Annotated in this window: 13 protein-coding genes; 6 read left to right on the top strand and 7 right to left on the bottom strand. The window is 47.9% G+C overall.

The window, feature by feature from the left end; all coding sequences use genetic code 11:
* Positions 1-397: 397 nt before the first annotated feature.
* Positions 398-826: a DUF4145 domain-containing protein gene (locus VE954_RS41180; RefSeq protein WP_324964217.1), complete on the top strand. Its 429-nt coding sequence runs from the start codon at positions 398-400 to the stop codon at positions 824-826.
* Positions 827-1,539: 713 nt separating this feature from the next.
* Positions 1,540-1,824, top strand: coding sequence for a HigA family addiction module antitoxin (locus VE954_RS41185; protein ID WP_324964219.1), 285 nt, complete (start codon positions 1,540-1,542; stop codon positions 1,822-1,824).
* Positions 1,825-2,602: 778 nt separating this feature from the next.
* Here the strand turns inward: VE954_RS41185 and VE954_RS41190 are convergent.
* From VE954_RS41190 to VE954_RS41205, 4 genes are all read right to left on the bottom strand, one after another.
* Positions 2,603-4,582, bottom strand: a complete 1,980-nt coding sequence (locus VE954_RS41190; RefSeq protein WP_324964426.1) for an adenylate/guanylate cyclase domain-containing protein — start codon at positions 4,580-4,582, stop codon at positions 2,603-2,605.
* Between the two features lie 815 nt (positions 4,583-5,397).
* Positions 5,398-5,703 carry a circadian clock KaiB family protein gene (locus VE954_RS41195; protein ID WP_324964221.1) on the bottom strand — a complete coding sequence of 102 codons (306 nt, stop codon included), beginning with the start codon at positions 5,701-5,703 and terminating at the stop codon, positions 5,398-5,400.
* 148 nt (positions 5,704-5,851) lie between these two features.
* Positions 5,852-7,408, bottom strand: a complete 1,557-nt coding sequence (gene kaiC / locus VE954_RS41200; protein ID WP_324964223.1) for a circadian clock protein KaiC — start codon at positions 7,406-7,408, stop codon at positions 5,852-5,854.
* A 23-nt stretch (positions 7,409-7,431) separates the two neighbouring features.
* Positions 7,432-7,734, bottom strand: a complete 303-nt coding sequence (locus VE954_RS41205) for a circadian clock KaiB family protein (RefSeq protein ID WP_324964225.1) — start codon at positions 7,732-7,734, stop codon at positions 7,432-7,434.
* A 195-nt stretch (positions 7,735-7,929) separates the two neighbouring features.
* On the opposite strand from VE954_RS41205, the gene VE954_RS41210 reads away from it, so the two are divergent.
* Both VE954_RS41210 and VE954_RS41215 read left to right on the top strand, forming a co-directional pair.
* Entirely contained in the window at positions 7,930-10,683 is a 2,754-nt protein-coding gene (locus tag VE954_RS41210; RefSeq protein WP_324964228.1) for a hybrid sensor histidine kinase/response regulator, read from the top strand.
* A 144-nt stretch (positions 10,684-10,827) separates the two neighbouring features.
* The gene (locus VE954_RS41215; protein ID WP_324964230.1) at positions 10,828-11,973 is read left to right on the top strand and encodes a sensor histidine kinase; all 1,146 of its coding nucleotides are present in this window, start codon (positions 10,828-10,830) and stop codon (positions 11,971-11,973) included.
* A gap of 25 nt (positions 11,974-11,998) precedes the next feature.
* Here the strand turns inward: VE954_RS41215 and VE954_RS41220 are convergent, their stop codons facing one another.
* Positions 11,999-13,990, bottom strand: coding sequence for a trypsin-like peptidase domain-containing protein (locus VE954_RS41220; RefSeq protein ID WP_324964232.1), 1,992 nt, complete (start codon positions 13,988-13,990; stop codon positions 11,999-12,001).
* Positions 13,991-14,508: 518 nt separating this feature from the next.
* Here VE954_RS41220 and VE954_RS41225 point away from each other — a divergent pair.
* Positions 14,509-14,961 (top strand): hypothetical protein, encoded by a 453-nt coding sequence (locus tag VE954_RS41225; protein WP_324964234.1) that lies wholly within the window; start codon positions 14,509-14,511, stop codon positions 14,959-14,961.
* Between the two features lie 40 nt (positions 14,962-15,001).
* Positions 15,002-15,241 (top strand): hypothetical protein, encoded by a 240-nt coding sequence (locus VE954_RS41230; RefSeq protein ID WP_324964236.1) that lies wholly within the window; start codon positions 15,002-15,004, stop codon positions 15,239-15,241.
* A 58-nt stretch (positions 15,242-15,299) separates the two neighbouring features.
* Here the strand turns inward: VE954_RS41230 and VE954_RS41235 are convergent, their stop codons facing one another.
* Together VE954_RS41235 and VE954_RS41240 are read right to left on the bottom strand one after the other, a co-directional pair.
* Complete coding sequence (locus VE954_RS41235; RefSeq protein WP_324964238.1) at positions 15,300-15,590, bottom strand: hypothetical protein; 291 nt, start codon at positions 15,588-15,590, stop codon at positions 15,300-15,302.
* Between the two features lie 200 nt (positions 15,591-15,790).
* On the bottom strand, positions 15,791-16,954 hold the full coding sequence (locus VE954_RS41240) for a sensor histidine kinase (protein WP_324964239.1): 1,164 nt from the start codon (positions 16,952-16,954) through the stop codon (positions 15,791-15,793).
* Positions 16,955-17,123: the final 169 nt, after the last annotated feature.

The following is a 17,123-nucleotide window of genomic DNA, read 5'->3' on the forward strand; positions in this document are numbered from 1 at the left end:
GCCTGAACTGCACGCTCTTTAAACTCTGGGGAATAAGCTGTAGCTGCCATGATAATCCTCCATGATGGTTTTATATCAGGAAACGACATCTTTTGTGACATCTACCGGCGGACCTGGCGGTCGGAAATCGTGGAATGCGCACACGCCCCAGCCAAGATCAAATAAGTTAAAATGAAAAAAAAGCTTATGGGGATCAAATGTGAATATTCCTAAAAGAACGATTACTAAGGTTGGATGTCCACACTGCAGTAATAGAGCTACTATGGATGTCTTGCACGAATACGACATAGATGTCGCTGAAGAAGATTCTCCCTGTAGTCAGTCAGACAATTTTCAATTCCTCAAGTGTCAGTCTTGCGACAATTACCACCTAAGATATTATTATTACGACGAACGCATGAACGAATACGAGGAAGAGCCAAGCTTTCAAGTGCTGTATCCAAAACCCAAAAACAAGGTCAGACATCTTCCACCAGAGATTTCTAGATTGGTCGAGAAAGCAGAAGCTGTCAAACATATAGACTATGGTTTCTTTGCAATTGCTGTAGGGCGAACTCTAGAGGCTGTCTTTCAGTCTTATGATGTCAAAGCGAAGATGCTCGACGGTCAAATCAAGGAGCTTAAAGATAAAGGCATACTCCCTGATCAAATCGCAAAGATCGCGATCGGAATAAAATCATTTAGAAATTTGGGTGCACATTACAAAGAAGGAGAGGTCTCAAAAACGGATGCGGAAATGATCCACGACCTAGTTATACTCATCCTTGAATATCTATATGAAGTTCCAGGCAGAATCAGGAGCCTTGAATCTCGATCAAAAGGTTAATCTGGAATCGCCAGCAATCAGATATAGAGATGAATCGTTATTATCCTTTCTACAGGAAGGCGTGAAGGGCGTGGACAGCCTTGAAAATTTTTATAGAGAACACAAGCCTATAGGGATCGGACACGTGGCACTGCACCTTCGAGATTTTGGAAAATGCGTTGGCGACGTTATTGAGACATTCTTCGTCGTGATGTGACTCTGGCCACAGTGTCGGTCAAAAATCGGTCAAGAAAATGGTACGAACTGAGATCAAACCATACTCAAAGCCAGCCAATCCGTCAGCTCAACAAAAGTAAAAAGAACCAAACAATATCAACGGATACCTCTCGAGACCAACCAACTTCCAACCCAAACCAAACAGGCGGCATGGGCGGCATGATGTAAGATCCGCCTGCTATTGCAGCCAGTTACGCACAAAAGAAGCCGGTCTTTGACCGGCTTTTTTGTCTTCTGTGAAAATTTCCCTGTGTTTGCGCTTACTTAATGATCCAGTGCCAGTGCTGCTCGGTGTAACTCACATTCAAGTCTTTTTGATGCGTTACCGATATACCTTGGAAAGGTATACCTTCCTAGAGTATATCACTGAATCAGTTGGCTCAGGGACGGAGCGTCAATGATTCAGAGTTTCGCATGTAATGACACGGAAAAATTTTTCAAGACAATAGCGCCCATGAAGTTCGAATCTGTGATTATCATTAAGGGAGGCAATTGATATGGCTAGTAAGCCTACTCTACCAGGCGAAGTGCTTCTTGAGGAGTTTTTGGAGCCTCTACAGCTTTCGCAAGCAGCTCTCGCAAAGCATATCGAAGTTGACTACAAGGTCATTAATCGGATCGTCAATGGCCGTTCCAGCTTAACCCCCGATGTCGCTTTCCGGCTCAGCAAAGTACTGGGTACGACTCCAGAGTTTTGGCTGAATCTTCAGCAAAAATTCGATGTTTACGAGGCTGAGCAAAGGCTAAAGGGCCTTAAACTTAAGCCCATCAGGGCATCGTGACAAAAGCCTCAAGAATCTGGATTGATCAAGAATCAATCGAGATACTTGCGCCAACAAATTTGAACCCGAATGCAATCAGTGTCGCGTGGAGGCGCGTAGGAATACACGAGAATACGATAATTCGTCCTTGGTGCTATCAATAACCTATTCATCTGCCGATCTTCCCTTACGAGGGAAAGAGGGAGGACTGGTGAATAGAACTTTTATAGCATTTACGATCTTGTTTTATTCCACGTTGATATCCTGTGGAAGCACCATCCCGTTCAGTAAGAAAAAACATGATATATGTGAATCTAAAGCTGGATTTTTCCTTTCATGGGCTGGATATGTAGGACGCTGTAATGCTATTAATGGATCATGCCCTTATGGCTTCAACAAGCTCGAATCCAGCAGAAAGGTCGAAGATAATACCTGTCGTGAGGTGGTCTGTGGAGAAGGCGAAGACGGCAAATCGGTATGTAGCACAACCGTACTTCAATAGGTCGAGCGCCGGTTTCAAGGCTTGCTCCAGCTCGCGGTCAAAATTCGGTCAAGAAAATGGTACGAATAGGGACCAAACCATACCCAAAACCAGCCAATCCACCAGCTCACTGAAAATGAAAAGTACCAAAAAATATCAACACATACAGTGCCCCTGATCCCTGCCCCGTGGCCATATATTATGGTCGTCTCAATATCCTGACGTGCCAACTCCATCACCTTGAAGAACCGAACATGATCGTTCGCAAGTCCGCCGGCAGGCGCTGTTTTCGCCGTTCATGGCGATAAAGCACTCCGGTCATGAAGGAGTAATCGGCTGTGTTTGACTCTTCCAATCCGTGCTAAGTGCAAAAAGCGGAATTTCGTTCGCAATCCCTTTTAGCTTGAACAGACCTCGACTCTCGAAGGCCTCTTCTGGCAAATGCTTTGCGACTTGGGCACTGAACATGATCCCGTGGGGGTTTGCCGTACTTTCAATTCTCGAAGCGAGATTTACGGTTGGGCCAATGGCAGTATAATCCGATCGCTTTGCGCCCCCGAAGGTACCTACGATCGCAGGCCCCTGGTTAATTCCAATTCTAATGTCCACGGTCACCCCGAAATTCCGATGAAATTCCAGGTTGAGCTCTCCCATGGCAAGAATCATGTCCTGAGCGCAAAGGATGGCTGTCTCCACTTGCTTTTTTTCGGGCATGGGTAGGGGCGCTCCGAATAGCACCATGACCGCATCACCCATGAATTTGTCGACAGTACCGTGATGACGATAGATGACTTCCGTCATTTTCTGCATGAATCGATTTAAAATATCAGCAATTGAAGGGGCACCGAGTTGTCCTGAAAGCGCTGTGAAACCCACCATATCAGAGAAGAGTACGGTAATGAATTCTTCACGGGGTTTCGACTCGATTCTGGACTTTCCTTGGATTATTTCTTCGACTATGACAGGGGGAAGAAACCGAGCCAATACACTCTTGTGAATATAGGTTTGCAATTTTTTGCTCTTATCGCTTTCTTTTTTAAGCCTGATGAAAAAGAACAGAATGAATATCAATCCCCCTATGGAAACTCCAAAAAGGATTTTAAGAAGCGAGAAGTACTTAAGTTCAAGATCTTTGAATTGGCTCTCAACTTTCGCCCTCTGAAGTTCCATGGCGTCGACCTGCTGATCGCTATGTGATTGCAGCTGAGGAATGATCTTACTAGTGTAAAATTTCCAGAATTGACGCCACAGCAAGATCTCAGTCTGGGTCGTAAGATTCTTACGGCTGAGTTCTGATGTAATATGCATAATCACATCAAGTTGAGAGTCTGCAGGAAGATTGACACAGGATCTGAGGTCACCTCCATCACCAAGCGCTTGGACGGCGATATCGCGATAACATTTCAGGAATGGAATTCGATTGGCCATGGGATAATCTTTGAAATCAATATTATCCAGGATAGTTCTCGCATCCATGGGTTTTCCCAGCTGAATCAGCGACAAGGCAGAAAAAATCCTGCTGTCGATCCAATATTGGAACCCAGGCGCTAATTTTTGAAATTCTTGAAGTGCGCCCCGGTAGTCGCTAAAGGAGGTGAACTTTGTATCGCCGATGTTGTAGAGCAACAAATCGGCAGTGTCTTTGCTGTCAGTATCACTTCGGTAGATACGCTCCAGTTCAATATAGAGATCCAATCCTTCAGCTATAGTTTTGCGACTATTGCCAGGAACGGTATAGACATTGGCAAGACTCCATTTTAGAAACGCCAGTGTTTCCAGAGCATTTTTTGGAAGGATGTCCAGTGAGGTCTTATACACCAACCGGGCCGCAGCAATATCGTTCTGAGCCCAGAGCAAGTCCAGAAGTCGGGCGCCAATACGAGAAGCTGTGGCGGTGCCGTTGTGATTAAGAATGGCGGTCTGAAACAAGGCTTCAAGCTTCGAGCGTTTTTCTGTTAGCGGCAAACTTCCAAACTCTAAACAATGAGCCGCCCATAGGTAATCATCCTCTCGAATCGTGACTTCCCGGCAAGACTGCTCCAACTCCCTGGTGCTATCCGTCAGACCCAGGCTTAATTCTCGCTTGAGGAGATATTTTTGCTCCTCGGTAAGATCCGGGCGAGCCAAATATTTTCGCATTCTTTCAGGGCTATCCCCTGACATTTCGCTCAAGCTACTTCGGAAATTTTGCTCGAAGGCTTTGTTGTACTTATCGCTGGCTTCAATGGAATCAGCGACGGTTGCATTCAGTGTTTGGTGGAAGCTCAATAGGATAAGTATAGCCAGCAATTTGCGCATGATCACGACATATTCCTGATAAAGCTTTAGGCTCCGGGATAAATTCTGGCTTCCCGCTGCATCTATATTAACATATGTCGTCGAGTGCTCGGGTCCTCTTCCATAAGCTTTGCCCATTAGGTTTATCGGAAAATTCCAGCCTATTCTCCATAAATTTCTTAACCATCTTGAATTTGCAAAGGGACGCGAAAGCTCTGTCACACGAGGTTTTCCGGTAATAGAGGTTAAGCAACCAGACGAGAAGAATTCGGAGTTGGCTTTATCGGACCTTCCATGTTACCAGGCTTAACCGCTGCTCAAGAATGATTGGGAGTACGATATGTTTCGCTTCTGCTCATCATGGGCTGGATGAATTGTTTTGCTTATCATATTGTATTCCGTTAGACTGACACCATAAACTTATCCCATAGACTGTCAAGCAGTTGATTCCAATATGGATCCCACCTGATGAAACCTACGTATCCCAGCAATATCAAGAGCTCTGTTTATCTCGGGCCTTATAAAGATGGCCGCGCCTACGATTTGTATTTTTGTGAGCAGTATGGGCTTAGAATCTTGATTGCCCGCTTTGGCTCAAAGCAATTCGAATTTCATTGCACAAAAGTTTGCTCTGAAAGCAAGCTGCCGTCTCTCAAAGAAGCCGAGATACGAGCGCGAGCACGCGGTTTGTTTGATAATCAAAGCAGCCTGGCTGTCTGACTTTATCGAAATCCATTTTCCTGACACGTCTGGTGATTGTCCCGCTTCGAAGCGGGTCTACTAATTTTGATAATGGCTCGTCCGCATCGAGTCCAGATCGGGTTGCATAGTCCTTCTTACAGGATCTTTTCCTCAGCATCACTCTTGCCAGAACGCTGGGTTATACCAAGTGCCGCGAGAACATGGTCATGGTCGCTAAGGTCTCCCACGACCCTGCGAACGGAGCCTGGCGCCAGATTTAAGAGCGTTGGTGTAATGAAGACGTTGTGGGCCTCAGCGGTTTCTGGATTCAGTCTCACATCAACAATGTCAAACTTAGCATTCGATTTTAACGGCCCACGGCTCATGGCCCAAAGGTTACGAATCGCCGCTGTCGAATGCTCTGAGGGACCTGCAACAAACAAGCGGAGGACGTATTGCAAACTCGCACCTCATATGTCGATCAGACACATATACATGAATAATTGCACAGGGATTAATCAATGTAGATTTGACCGTGCTTAATTTTACAAAGGGATCGCCTCGAAACGCAACGTGTCGATTGTGAGTCCATCAAATAAACCTCCACCGTCAGATTCGATCAGCGGAGTGGTCCATGAAAGCATCCTTGAGCTTGGAATTTTCAGAATAGGGTACGGCTTGAGGCTGTCCCGAAAGTATCCCATTAATGTCACGAAATGGACGCCCAATATGCATACCAGCGGCATCGATAGAGTATTCTCGAATGTCTTTATCGTGCATTGATCCGCGCATCTTGAGAACTGTCAATCCTCGCCGCATCTGGCCAAAGATCTCGACATATCTGAGAAGAATGATGGAATCCGTGATGGTGGAGACGTGTGCTTCGGTGATCGTCGAACCACCGAGCAATGCTGATGTCGTTGCCGTAAATAAGCCAGTAATTTCTTCATGCTTGATATATGAGGTCAAGGATATAACGAATTCCCTGAAACTGCGTGGCGATGCCCCTCGTTCCAGAGCCGATAAACTGTCGACTGCGACTCGACCCGGCCTGTATTCCTCTATGATTTCTCTCATGCGAACGAGGTGGTCCTCAAGACTCGCACTTTCAGGATATTCGCAAATCACCTTCAAGAGGCCCTGGGCTTCAAGAGTCTCAAAGTTCACTCCCCAGCCTGCGGCATTGCGAAAGAGTTGATCTCGGCTTTCCTCGAAAGCAAAGATGAGACAGCGTTCGCCCGCAATCGCTCCACCTTCAAGAAATTCTGTGACAGCTAAAGTTTTGCCGGTTCCCGTGGCACCGGAAATGAGAATAATGGAGTCTCGGAAAAAACCGCCTCCGCACATTTTGTCGAGCTCGATATTCCCCGAGCTGGTTCGGATATCCGTCGACCTTTGCTGGAGTTCGATTGCCGAAAGGGGAATGATAACTATTCCTCGTCCCGACAGGACAGTGAAGGGGAACTCCCCTTTTTGATGGTTCGTACCGCGAAGTTTTAACACTTCAATGGTGCGCCTGCGCTTCTCATTTTCGAGGTTATTACGTAAAAGAATAACATTGTCGGTAACAAATTCTTCAACACCGAAGCGTGAGATGTCACCGTATTCTTCAATACGTTCTGCCGTCATGAGAGATGTGACACGAAGCTTTTTTAAAGCCCAGCCGATTCGAAAAAGTTCCGATCGCACAAGCCTGTCATCTTCGATCTGGCTGAAGACAGCACCCAGTGAATCGAGCCCGACTCTTGATGCTTTAATTTTGTTAATGGCATGTTCAATGCGTGCCAGCAACGCACTCAAATCGAACTGCCCCGTCTTGACTGCTTGATCATCAGGCCGGCGGGATACATCGACAAAAACCCATTTTCCCTCGGCTTCCCACTGAGCTATATCAAGTCCAAGACCCATCATGTTTTGACGAATATCATCCGGGCTTTCTTCAAACGTAACCAAAACCCCGGTCTCTCCACACTTACGTATGCCCTCCCCGATAAACTGCGCCGTCAGAACAGATTTTGCGCTTCCTGCAGAGCCAGCAACAAGTGTTGTACGCCCTTTCGGAATGCCCCCGTAGGTGATAAGGTCAAGTCCTGCGATTCCGGTTTGAATTTTTTCTACGATTTCGACTACCTTCGATATGCTTTTCGCACTTGCAGGACCGTCCATTTTTTCTCCTACATGCTTAAAAGTTAAATCTGGGCATGTTTGTGAACCAAAGGCTTCAAGTCGAGACCTATTAAAACCTGGGCGCGGTTGCTTAAATCGCCTATTACGCGGCGAAGAGGCGGGGGCAGCCGTTTTATGAGCGTAGGGGTTGCTACGATTTGCTCATCTTCAGCCAACTGAGGGCGCTCTATTACGTCTATAATTTCAATAGTATAGGCTTCATGAAGATCTTCAGCACAAATGCGTCTTAGAGCCGACACAGCAGTCTGCGACATTTGGGATTGGCCTGCAATATAAAGCCTCAGTACGTATGCACCTTGAACCATAACGCTTCCCCTTGCGATGCACGTTGTCAACGCTTATGTCCCAAACAGGTTCCATTCTCAAATTGAATCATTATGAAATGGATGTCATGGCAATTCTCGGGGCAGCGAAAAAAATCTATTCAACAGAAAAAATATGTAACTTTCTTGATATGTGCAATATAATCGAGCAAATTCACAGATTCAATGAGTAGAAACTTGCTCCAAACGAACTTAGACCAGGTGAGCTTATCCTCGTGCCGGATACTTATTGTAACGTTGCATGATCTGCGTTCGGAAAGTGTTTTTTTACAGGCGGTTCGCACCATCTGTGCGGATGAAAAGCGCTGGGAGTTTGATATTGTTTTTGGTCTGGAGCCTTGCCTTGGAAGGCTTGCGTCGCGGTGCTACGATACCGTTTTGCTTGATAGCAGCGAATCCCTCAATTTCAAGGACTACCTCAGTGCGATTCACGAAAGGCAGCCCACTGTCGCTGCCCTCGTCTATGTAAGCGCAACGACACAACTCGACTATTCCAATTCTTTCGGCAGCGGTCTTCAGGATTTCCTCACAGACGCCCACCTGTCGAGTGGACTCTTGAAAAGCAGTATCATAAATGCTTGTGCTCGTCAGAGAGTGGTCTCGTCTTTGAAATCAAAAAGTGCACTTCTTCAGCGCCGCCTTGAAGATCAGGTCGGCTACCTGCGGAAAGTCATCATAGGCAGCCATGATGGCGTTATTATCATTGATCAGCAAGGGATTGTCTGCCTCGCAAATTCAGCCGCAATGGAATTATTTGATAAAAATGGTGGCGAATTCATCGGTTCGTATTTCGGCTATCCGCTCACCAACGACAGGACAATAGAGCTAACAATTGAGTCTCGAAAACGAGGTCCGATTACCGCCGAAATGCGTGTCACGCGGATTGAATGGGACAACCGCCTTGCCTACCTTGCGTCCATTCATGATGTTTCACGCTATAAAAACCAGGCCATAACTTTTAAAGCAGCGGAAGAGGCTGCGCTACGCTCTTCACAGCTCAAATCAGAATTCCTGGCAAATATGAGTCACGAGATTCGGACACCGCTCAATGGTGTGCTCGGAATGGTCCAACTCCTCAATTTGACAAAACTTGAGCCTTATCAGCAAGAACTCCTCAGAACAGTGCAAGCATCCGGTGATCATCTCCTGGTTCTCATTAATGACATACTTGACATGTCCAAGGTCGAAGCAGGAAAGCTCATCCTGGAAACAAAAGCCTTTGAGATCGAAAACCTGGTCCGAGAGGCTATGGCGATCCACGCGCCGGCTGCCAACTCGAAAAGGGTGGGTTTATTCGCTGCTGTAGCGCCTGGCGTCCCAAAAACCATCTGCGGCGATCAAGTTCGATTGCGGCAGGTGCTATCGAATTTGGTTGGCAATGCGGTGAAATTCACTGATACAGGCGATGTAACCCTTCGTGTCTCTGTCAGCGCCAGTGCAACTGAGAACTACTGCATTATTGGATTCGAGGTATCTGATACTGGAGTCGGTATACCTAACGAGCGCCTATCGGAACTGTTTCAGCCCTTCAATCAAGTTCATGCCGACACAACAAAGGGCGGGACAGGCCTGGGGCTTTCCATTTCCAAACGTCTAGTGAACCTGATGAAGGGCGAAATCAGTGTTCGAAGCGAGTTGGGAAAAGGCTCCGATTTTCGTTGCGATATTCCCTTCGATTCCTCGGCCCCCAACACTCCAGAGCGGGAACTATCCTCTTTATGTACAGTACAGCTCATAAGCTTGTCCCCTCACCGAAAATCAATCTTGTGTCGCGAGCTCCAGTGGGCTGGCATCAATGTTGAAGCCAATTCAGGTCTGGATATCGTTATAATTGATCTTTGTTCGGAATCTTCTTCCCGTCAAAAAGAGCTCGTGGCAGCTCGAGATGAATTTCTCAAGAAAGGTCATTCCGTCATCCAGCTTTGCTTTATAAATGACCCAACCACGGACGAGACCAGGCATTCCCGGTTATGGATTATCAATGTCCCCGTATACTTGGGCGATGTGGTTTCTTTGGTCCGACAGATTCGAGACGGGGCGACTGCATTTTCGCATGATTTTCCCAAGGGCTCACCTCGAGAAGAGTTGAGAGAGATTCCGCTGCATCAGGCTTGTTTTAGCGGTAAGATTCTTATTGCCGAGGATAATATTGTGAATCAGCAGGTCGCAGTACGATTCCTGCATCATTTGGGAGTAAAGACCGAATGCGTGACCAACGGTCAACAGGCTGTCGAAGCGTTCAATGACCGTGAATTTTCCGCTATACTTATGGATTATCGAATGCCCGTACTCGACGGCATTCAGGCAACGATGATGATACGGGCTTTGGAAGCAGGAAAAACGAGAATCCCTATCATTGCACTTACAGCAAATGCTCAAGAAGCTGACCGCGATGCCTGTATTGCAGCTGGAATGGATGGCTTCTTGACCAAACCTTTAAGAATCGCGGAGCTTCAGACAGAGCTTGCGCGCGTGCTACCTATGGACTTTAATCCGTCTCATGATTTCAAACAGCCAAACTCATCGGACGAAGAGCTTTTAGACGATGAAGTTATTCAAGATCTGTTGATGATGGGCGAGAAAGATAATGATCCAGACTTTCCGTTCGAACTTTTCTCTCTTTATTTGGACATTTCCGCCAGCCGACTCAAAGAAATCAGACAGTCTTTTCTAATACGCGATTTAGAGTCGCTGAAGTCCCACACACACTCCCTCAAGGGATCAAGTGCAAACATTGGCGCGTTGCGCCTTACTGAATGCTGCCGAACCGTAGAGCGGTTGGGTTTGAGTGATATCAGATCCACGGAGGTTGTTCTGGACGGGATGGAGCAAATCTATAATGAGACCGTGGCAAAGCTGATGCAAGTCATTCCCTCGTTGCCAGACTGGATCGCATCAAAAACTGAATCGAACCCAAGCACGATTCGCTAGAGCGTCTACTTTTACCCAGTTAACGACTGTACGGCATGCTATTTGCTTAATCATCCTACGGGATATTGTGTTGGCACGCCCAATTTTGAACGGCAGATAGGGATGCATCAATGATTCAAAACTAAAAGCAAAAGCGGACTCATCATGAACCTTATTGAATTCATCGAAAACAACCATTCGACCATTATCACCTCGTGGGTCGAGTTCGCCCAAACCATGCAGCCATGGGCTAAAGACCTCAGTCTGAAAGACCTGGAGGATCATGCCGAAGACCTTCTCATGGCCATCGTTAACGACATGAAAATGTCACAGAGCAAAGTTCAACAATCAGAGAAATCCAAAGGACAAGGCCCCGATAGACAACTCGGTAAAGTTGGACAAAGACATGCGTACGGCCGCTTGGAGACGGGGTTCAGCATTGTTCAACTTGCATCGGAGTTTCGGGCGTTGCGCGCCAGTATTCTCCGTAAATGGGAAGAGGCACAAGGCTCTGAATCGGGAGATATGACCCGACTTAACGAGGCCATTGACGAAGCTCTTACGACATCAATTACGGCCTTTTCAGAAACTGTGGATAATACCAGGGAGCAATTCCTGGCCATCTTAGGCCACGACCTACGCAACCCAATCGGGGCCATCGTAATGGCAGCATCGGTATTGAATAAAAACCAGGCTGCTGACACTGCGGGAATAGTCAATGTGATCCTCAGTAGCGCCAAGCGTATGAACCGTCTGGTGAGTGACCTATTGGATCTTACACGCAGCCGCCTAGGGTCCGGTATTCCGGTCAACAAAAAGCCGATGGAATTGGGATCTTTATGTCAGCAAATCGTCAAGGAACTCCAATCCGCCTATCCACATCATCAGCTTGAATTTAAGTCGATTGGTGATCTTCACGGGGAGTGGGATAGCGATCGGCTCGCTCAGGTCATTTCAAATCTCGCTGCCAACGCATTACAGCATGGATCAACAGTCAGGCCGGTAAGTATAGTCGCCCAGGAACAAGGTCAGGATGTTGTATTGAAAGTCCACAACGAGGGAATGCCTATTCCCGAAAGTGCGAAAAAAACAATTTTTGAACCCATGACCCGCTTCCAGACTGGAGATCCTGACGAAGATAAAACCATTGGAGGGCTGGGACTGGGTCTTTTTATCACAAAGGAAATTGTAACATCACATGGGGGATCAATAAGCGTAGAATCGGCCGAAGCTCAGGGGACCACCTTTACAGTGACGTTGCCCTGTCGCCCAACACCAGGCACAAGGCAAACAGTTCAACCGAATGCCTGATATTGATTGCTTAATCCAAAACCTCTCAGCGCAGCAAACAGAAATTCCGCAGATACTCTGAAACTGCATCGGTCGGGCAATTCTCATCGGTCTTTGCAATCGTGGTACCGAGAGGAATCCCATTGAAGCGACCACTCGTCAGCGTCTTATTGCGCAGCACAGAGAGATTATCCACGCTGGTATTCTCGATATTGATATAGGTGAGCTTAGGAGCATGCTCCAAAACCGATATATCTTTTAAAGCCAGGCCATCGCCTGCCCACAAGTATGCGAGGGAGGAGAGGGACGAGACCGCAATACCGTTAAGATCCGCAAGGGTATGACCATTCAAGGCCAGATTCATGAGATTGGGAGTTTCCACGATGGACAAGTGTTCAAGGCCATTGTTCTGGACAATTAAATCTGACAGCGCAGGCAGGTTTTGAATTCTTAATGATTTAATGTTGTTCCTTGACACATAGATCTGGCGAAGAGCACGCAGGCCTTTGAATTCCACGTCACCTTCAATCTTATTCCCAATGAGATTCAGAACCGAGAGCGACGGCAGCTTGGAAACGGCTGCCACATCACTCAGTTGGTTGTCTGCAAGCCAAAGGTCCTGAACATACTTTAAAAAACGCAAGCTACTGATATCAGTCAAAGCGTTGTTACTGGCCATAAGTGTGAATACATAAGGCAGGGCCTCTATCCCCTTCAATGACGTCAAGGCATTGCCGTCGATGTAAAGGGTTCGAAGGGCAGGCAACCTAACACGGCGGAGTCCTTCGAGACTTTCAATCCCGTTGCCACCGATCTGAAGTTCCACAAGTTCGGGGACGAGCGCCAGCTGCTCAATGTCCTTGAAACCGGTTTGACTCAGGTAGAGATGCGTGACCTTTGTGCCCGAAAGTGGCTCGATGCTCTCGATTCTTGATGTCCCCCACTGATAGACAGAAGCGTCGAGGATCTTGAGTTGAGTCAGGCTCTGAATGCCGTCGAACGTTGTGAGATGATTGTCCTGAATATAAAGCGCGCGCAGGTTGCGATCAAAGATGCCTGTCTTCAGAAAATCCAGATTGCGGAGTCTCTTGCCAGGCAAGGCCAGCTCGCTGACCTGCGAAAGCCTTTGAGCAGCTGCAGGACAGCTGGTGGTCTTCGTCAACTCAAGAAGGGCCTTGTAGGCTTCACCATTGCGCTGTTTAAAGCACTCTTGCGCAAACGCCTGCTCTGCGGGTGATAACTCACGACGGACAGGGGTCTCATCGCTGAAGATCGGATAATGATGAATGCTGACTTTGTATTCGTCGAAGATGGCCCGGTGGAGATCGATAAGCGTCCGCACCATATCCAGCTCCGCAAGCCGTCCGTCTCGAGCGCTGCTTGTCGTCCACAGTAAATAGCTTGGAACATAGGATCGTGGCAAGCCGATGACATCCAAGGTCCCTTCAATCACCATCGGACCGCCGCTGTTGCCGCCCCAGGTCGAACAGTTATGGCCAAGCGTGAGGCCCTCATATGACATGACAAGCTGGCCCTCGCCAGCGTCCGTAGTGATCTCGCAGTTCTCCGAAGTTGTGGCGTTCCCCTTGCGTGCTTCGTCCGCGGGAAATCCTATAAGCTGCAAAGGCGTGCCTTGAGGAGGGGTATAGGTCGTGAGGTTCAGAGGCCTCTCGACGGGATGCTCATACTTCGCCTGAAAGACCACAAAGTCGTACCGAGGATCGGTCGCGATAACTTTCTCGCAAGTACCGATGTTTCCTGCAAAATCATGGAAGGCGCCTTCAGCTGCACACCAGCCTTCAATCTCGCCATCACCGGCAAAGCAGTGTCGGGCTGTCCCCAAGAGCGGAAGTCCCGCTTCGTTCTTGATGAAAAAGGCGGTGCATCCACCATCCAGCTGCACCACCGATTTGGCCTCATCAACCGTAGCATCACGGCGGAGCCCGTTTTCCATGAGATGCTTGGTTTCGCTGGTCTGTTCCGACCTTTGGCAAGCGGTAAGCACTAGGATAATGCAAGCAAAACGGGAAAGGTTCATAAGCTCCTCAATATTCATGATTCCAGGCCGAGGCCTATATATTAAAAACGGCTTAGGAGAGCAAAAGCAGCGATATCTTGAGAGCTTATTTCGTTCTAAAGATCCAAACCAATGAGCTGCTTTGATTTATTTAGGCACAGGTTTTCAGGTTGCTGCGATGAAGCCCCCACCATGAAAATGACTCATGTCCACACCTCGACAAGGGAGATGAAGCAGGTAGTATTAAAGACGAATGACGTTTGACTTTAATGCATTGGGATATAGTTTTTATTAGCCCCGTGTGGAAGGCGCCCGATCACGAGATAACCGATCCCGATTTCCGCCCAGCGTAATCCAAAAAATGGGACTCTACTTTTCTTTTTTGCTTTATATATAGTCCCCTAAGACACCACTCATCCATTGGTGCAAGCAACTTCCGCCTATCTCACCATTCCACGAAATCCCATATTCACAGTGGTAAGCAACTTGCAAAGTTAGCTCTGTCCACTTCAATTTCAACTCAGGAGAATAGAAATATCATGAAATCATTTTTAAATCGTCGTTCACTATTAACTGGTTTCGCACTCGTCGTTGGCATCAACGCGATTGGCGCTTCCTCAGCTCTAGCTGCCTCAAGCCATGACATTAGCTGGGAACAACTGGACGGGCAGCACAGGCTACCCGACGGAGATTACATTCAGGTATCTGAGCTACCCGGAGGAGCACCATCAGATAAAATTGAAGTTCAATTGATTTTGTCGGGTTTGAGTTGGTGGAAGGGTATTCAATCGAACGAAATAGTCCTCTGCCAGGCGCAAGATTCTCAGACTTATTCGAGTGCCCAAATTTCACTCGACCAAGTGAATTCCAGAGGATTGCAGCTGTGGAAAGCGAAAACCTTCGGCGCCCACCACAATATGTACAATATTCATGGCGTGCAGGATCACCTACGAGGTGGGAACTCCTATGTTTTCACATGGTTCAGAGACTAGACCGCACCTGATTTTTTTCTCATTTTGATAGGACCATATCATGAAATCAATCATCAAGAATTTTTCACTCGCGGGTATCCTGGGAATCTCTATCCATGCTGCTCCTGCCTCCGCGAGCTGGCATCCATTAAACGCTTTTGCCGACTATACCGCCTGTACAACCTTTGCCAACCAATGGATGTTCGAACAGCATTTCAACGATCCCAGAATCGTCAATGCGATCTGCATTTTCCAGGCCGCGACCAATAGCTTTCTCATGTTTTACGAACAGAAGGATTGATCACCACACCCAGCAACCAGTAAGCTCATGCCTCCCCACGGGGAGGCTTTTCTACCGACTATTTACTGCTTTCTTGATTCCCGGTCGGAGAATTGAGGGTGGCAACATAACCATTGACGCCATCACCTTTTACCAGATAGACGACCTTGCGTCCGCAACCGCTGGCGCCCATTGTCCTGACATAGCCCACCTGCGCGCTGCTGAGTTCCACAACCTTAACCTGGCTGGCATCGCAGTTTAAGTCGAACGTCGCACGCTCCATGACCGTGTTCATCGCGCCATTCGTTGTTGCACACGCAGGACAGAGAAGAAAAGTGCCAGAAACAAAGATTGTTTTCATTTTGAACATGAATGGTTCCTATTCATCAAGGACATGTAATTTACCGCAACATACTATCGACGCTCGAGATGCGACTTTGCTGCCTCCAAAGCGATCTGCATTTTCCAGGCAGCTACAATAACTTTCTCATGTTTTTTGAATAGAGGGCCTGATCAGAAAAACCCGGTCTCATCCAGTCAAGCTTATGCCTCGCATGAGGGAGGCCAGGATCAGCAACTGGAGTCGGGCATACCCAGAGTAGGCTGCTGTGGTGTCTTGGCAGTTGAAAGACGCGGCAGCGTCACTGTAAAAGTAGTCCCACTCGACTCGGTCGAGGTTACGCTTATCGTTCCACTGTGTGAAAGTACGACTTCGTTCGCAATATAGAGACCCAAACCGAGCCCGCTAACGTTCTTGTCAACACCTGAGGCACCAGACTTGTGGCGAACCATAGGTGCAAAAATAGTCTTAAGCGAACTTTCAGGAATGGGCGAACCTTCGTTGTGGACTTGCAACTCAACCTCCTGTCCTCGGTCGCGGGCGACCAGACTCACGGGTTTTGCTGCTGATCCGTACTGCAATGCATTGGCGATAAGGTTGGAAAGAACCTGAGCCAGTCGATCGGCATCCCATTCTCCACGAAGATCGCCGAAAGATTCAAAATGAATCCTATGATCAGGCGCATGTGAAGCGTGGAATTCGGCGAAGACTTGCTGACAAACCGATGCCAGGTCCATCGGTTTCGTTGCGATCGGAATCCCGGTTCCCAGGCGCGTGCGCGTGAGGTCCAGGAGGTCGCTCACCATCCGACTCATACGTTCGGCGCTGTTGAGTATGACCGTAGCTATGTCCGCCGTGTCCTCGGTTTCAGGATCATTCAGAAGCTGTGCCCCCATAATGATCGCGCCAAGCGGATTGCGCAGGTCATGGCTGAGGATGGCCAGGAATTGCTCCCTGGTGGTGTCGACCGCTTCAGAATACTGAGTCATAGAGGTCGCAAGCGCTTCGTCGATCGCCTCGTTGAACCGGGTTACCTCATCCGATTCGGCACCCTGTTCTTCCTCCCATTGGCGCAGAACACTGGCGCGCAACGCTCGAAATTCCGATACAAGTTGAGTCAAACTAAGCCCGCTCTGCAAACGCGTGGAGGCGTGCTGTTGACCGGCTATGACGAGATTTCCGTCCATGCCGTTGCCTTGCGACTTCTCGGACTGCTCACTCTTGCTCTGCGGGGAATTCATGTCGTTAACAACGGCTACGAGAAGTTCCTCAGCATGGTCCTGAAGGTCCTTCTCGCTCATCCCTTGGGCCCAAGGTTGCATGGTTCGAGCAAAATCGACCCAGGCTTTAATAATACTTTTGTGATTCTTCTGAATGAATTTAGTGAGTTGCATGGTAGACATCTCTTCCTGCAGCCTTTCGAGCCTGGTTCTGAGCCGCTTGCGACCATTTTAAGACCAATATACCGCTGCATTATATAGACAGCTAATTCACCTAACAACCAACAATAATTACATGGAAGCTTAGAGGAACAGGCTCGATGGGATGCTCGGCCGGGCGTGA

Origin of the sequence: Oligoflexus sp. (assembly GCF_035638955.1) — a bacterium.
GTDB lineage: Bacteria > Bdellovibrionota_B > Oligoflexia > Oligoflexales > Oligoflexaceae > Oligoflexus.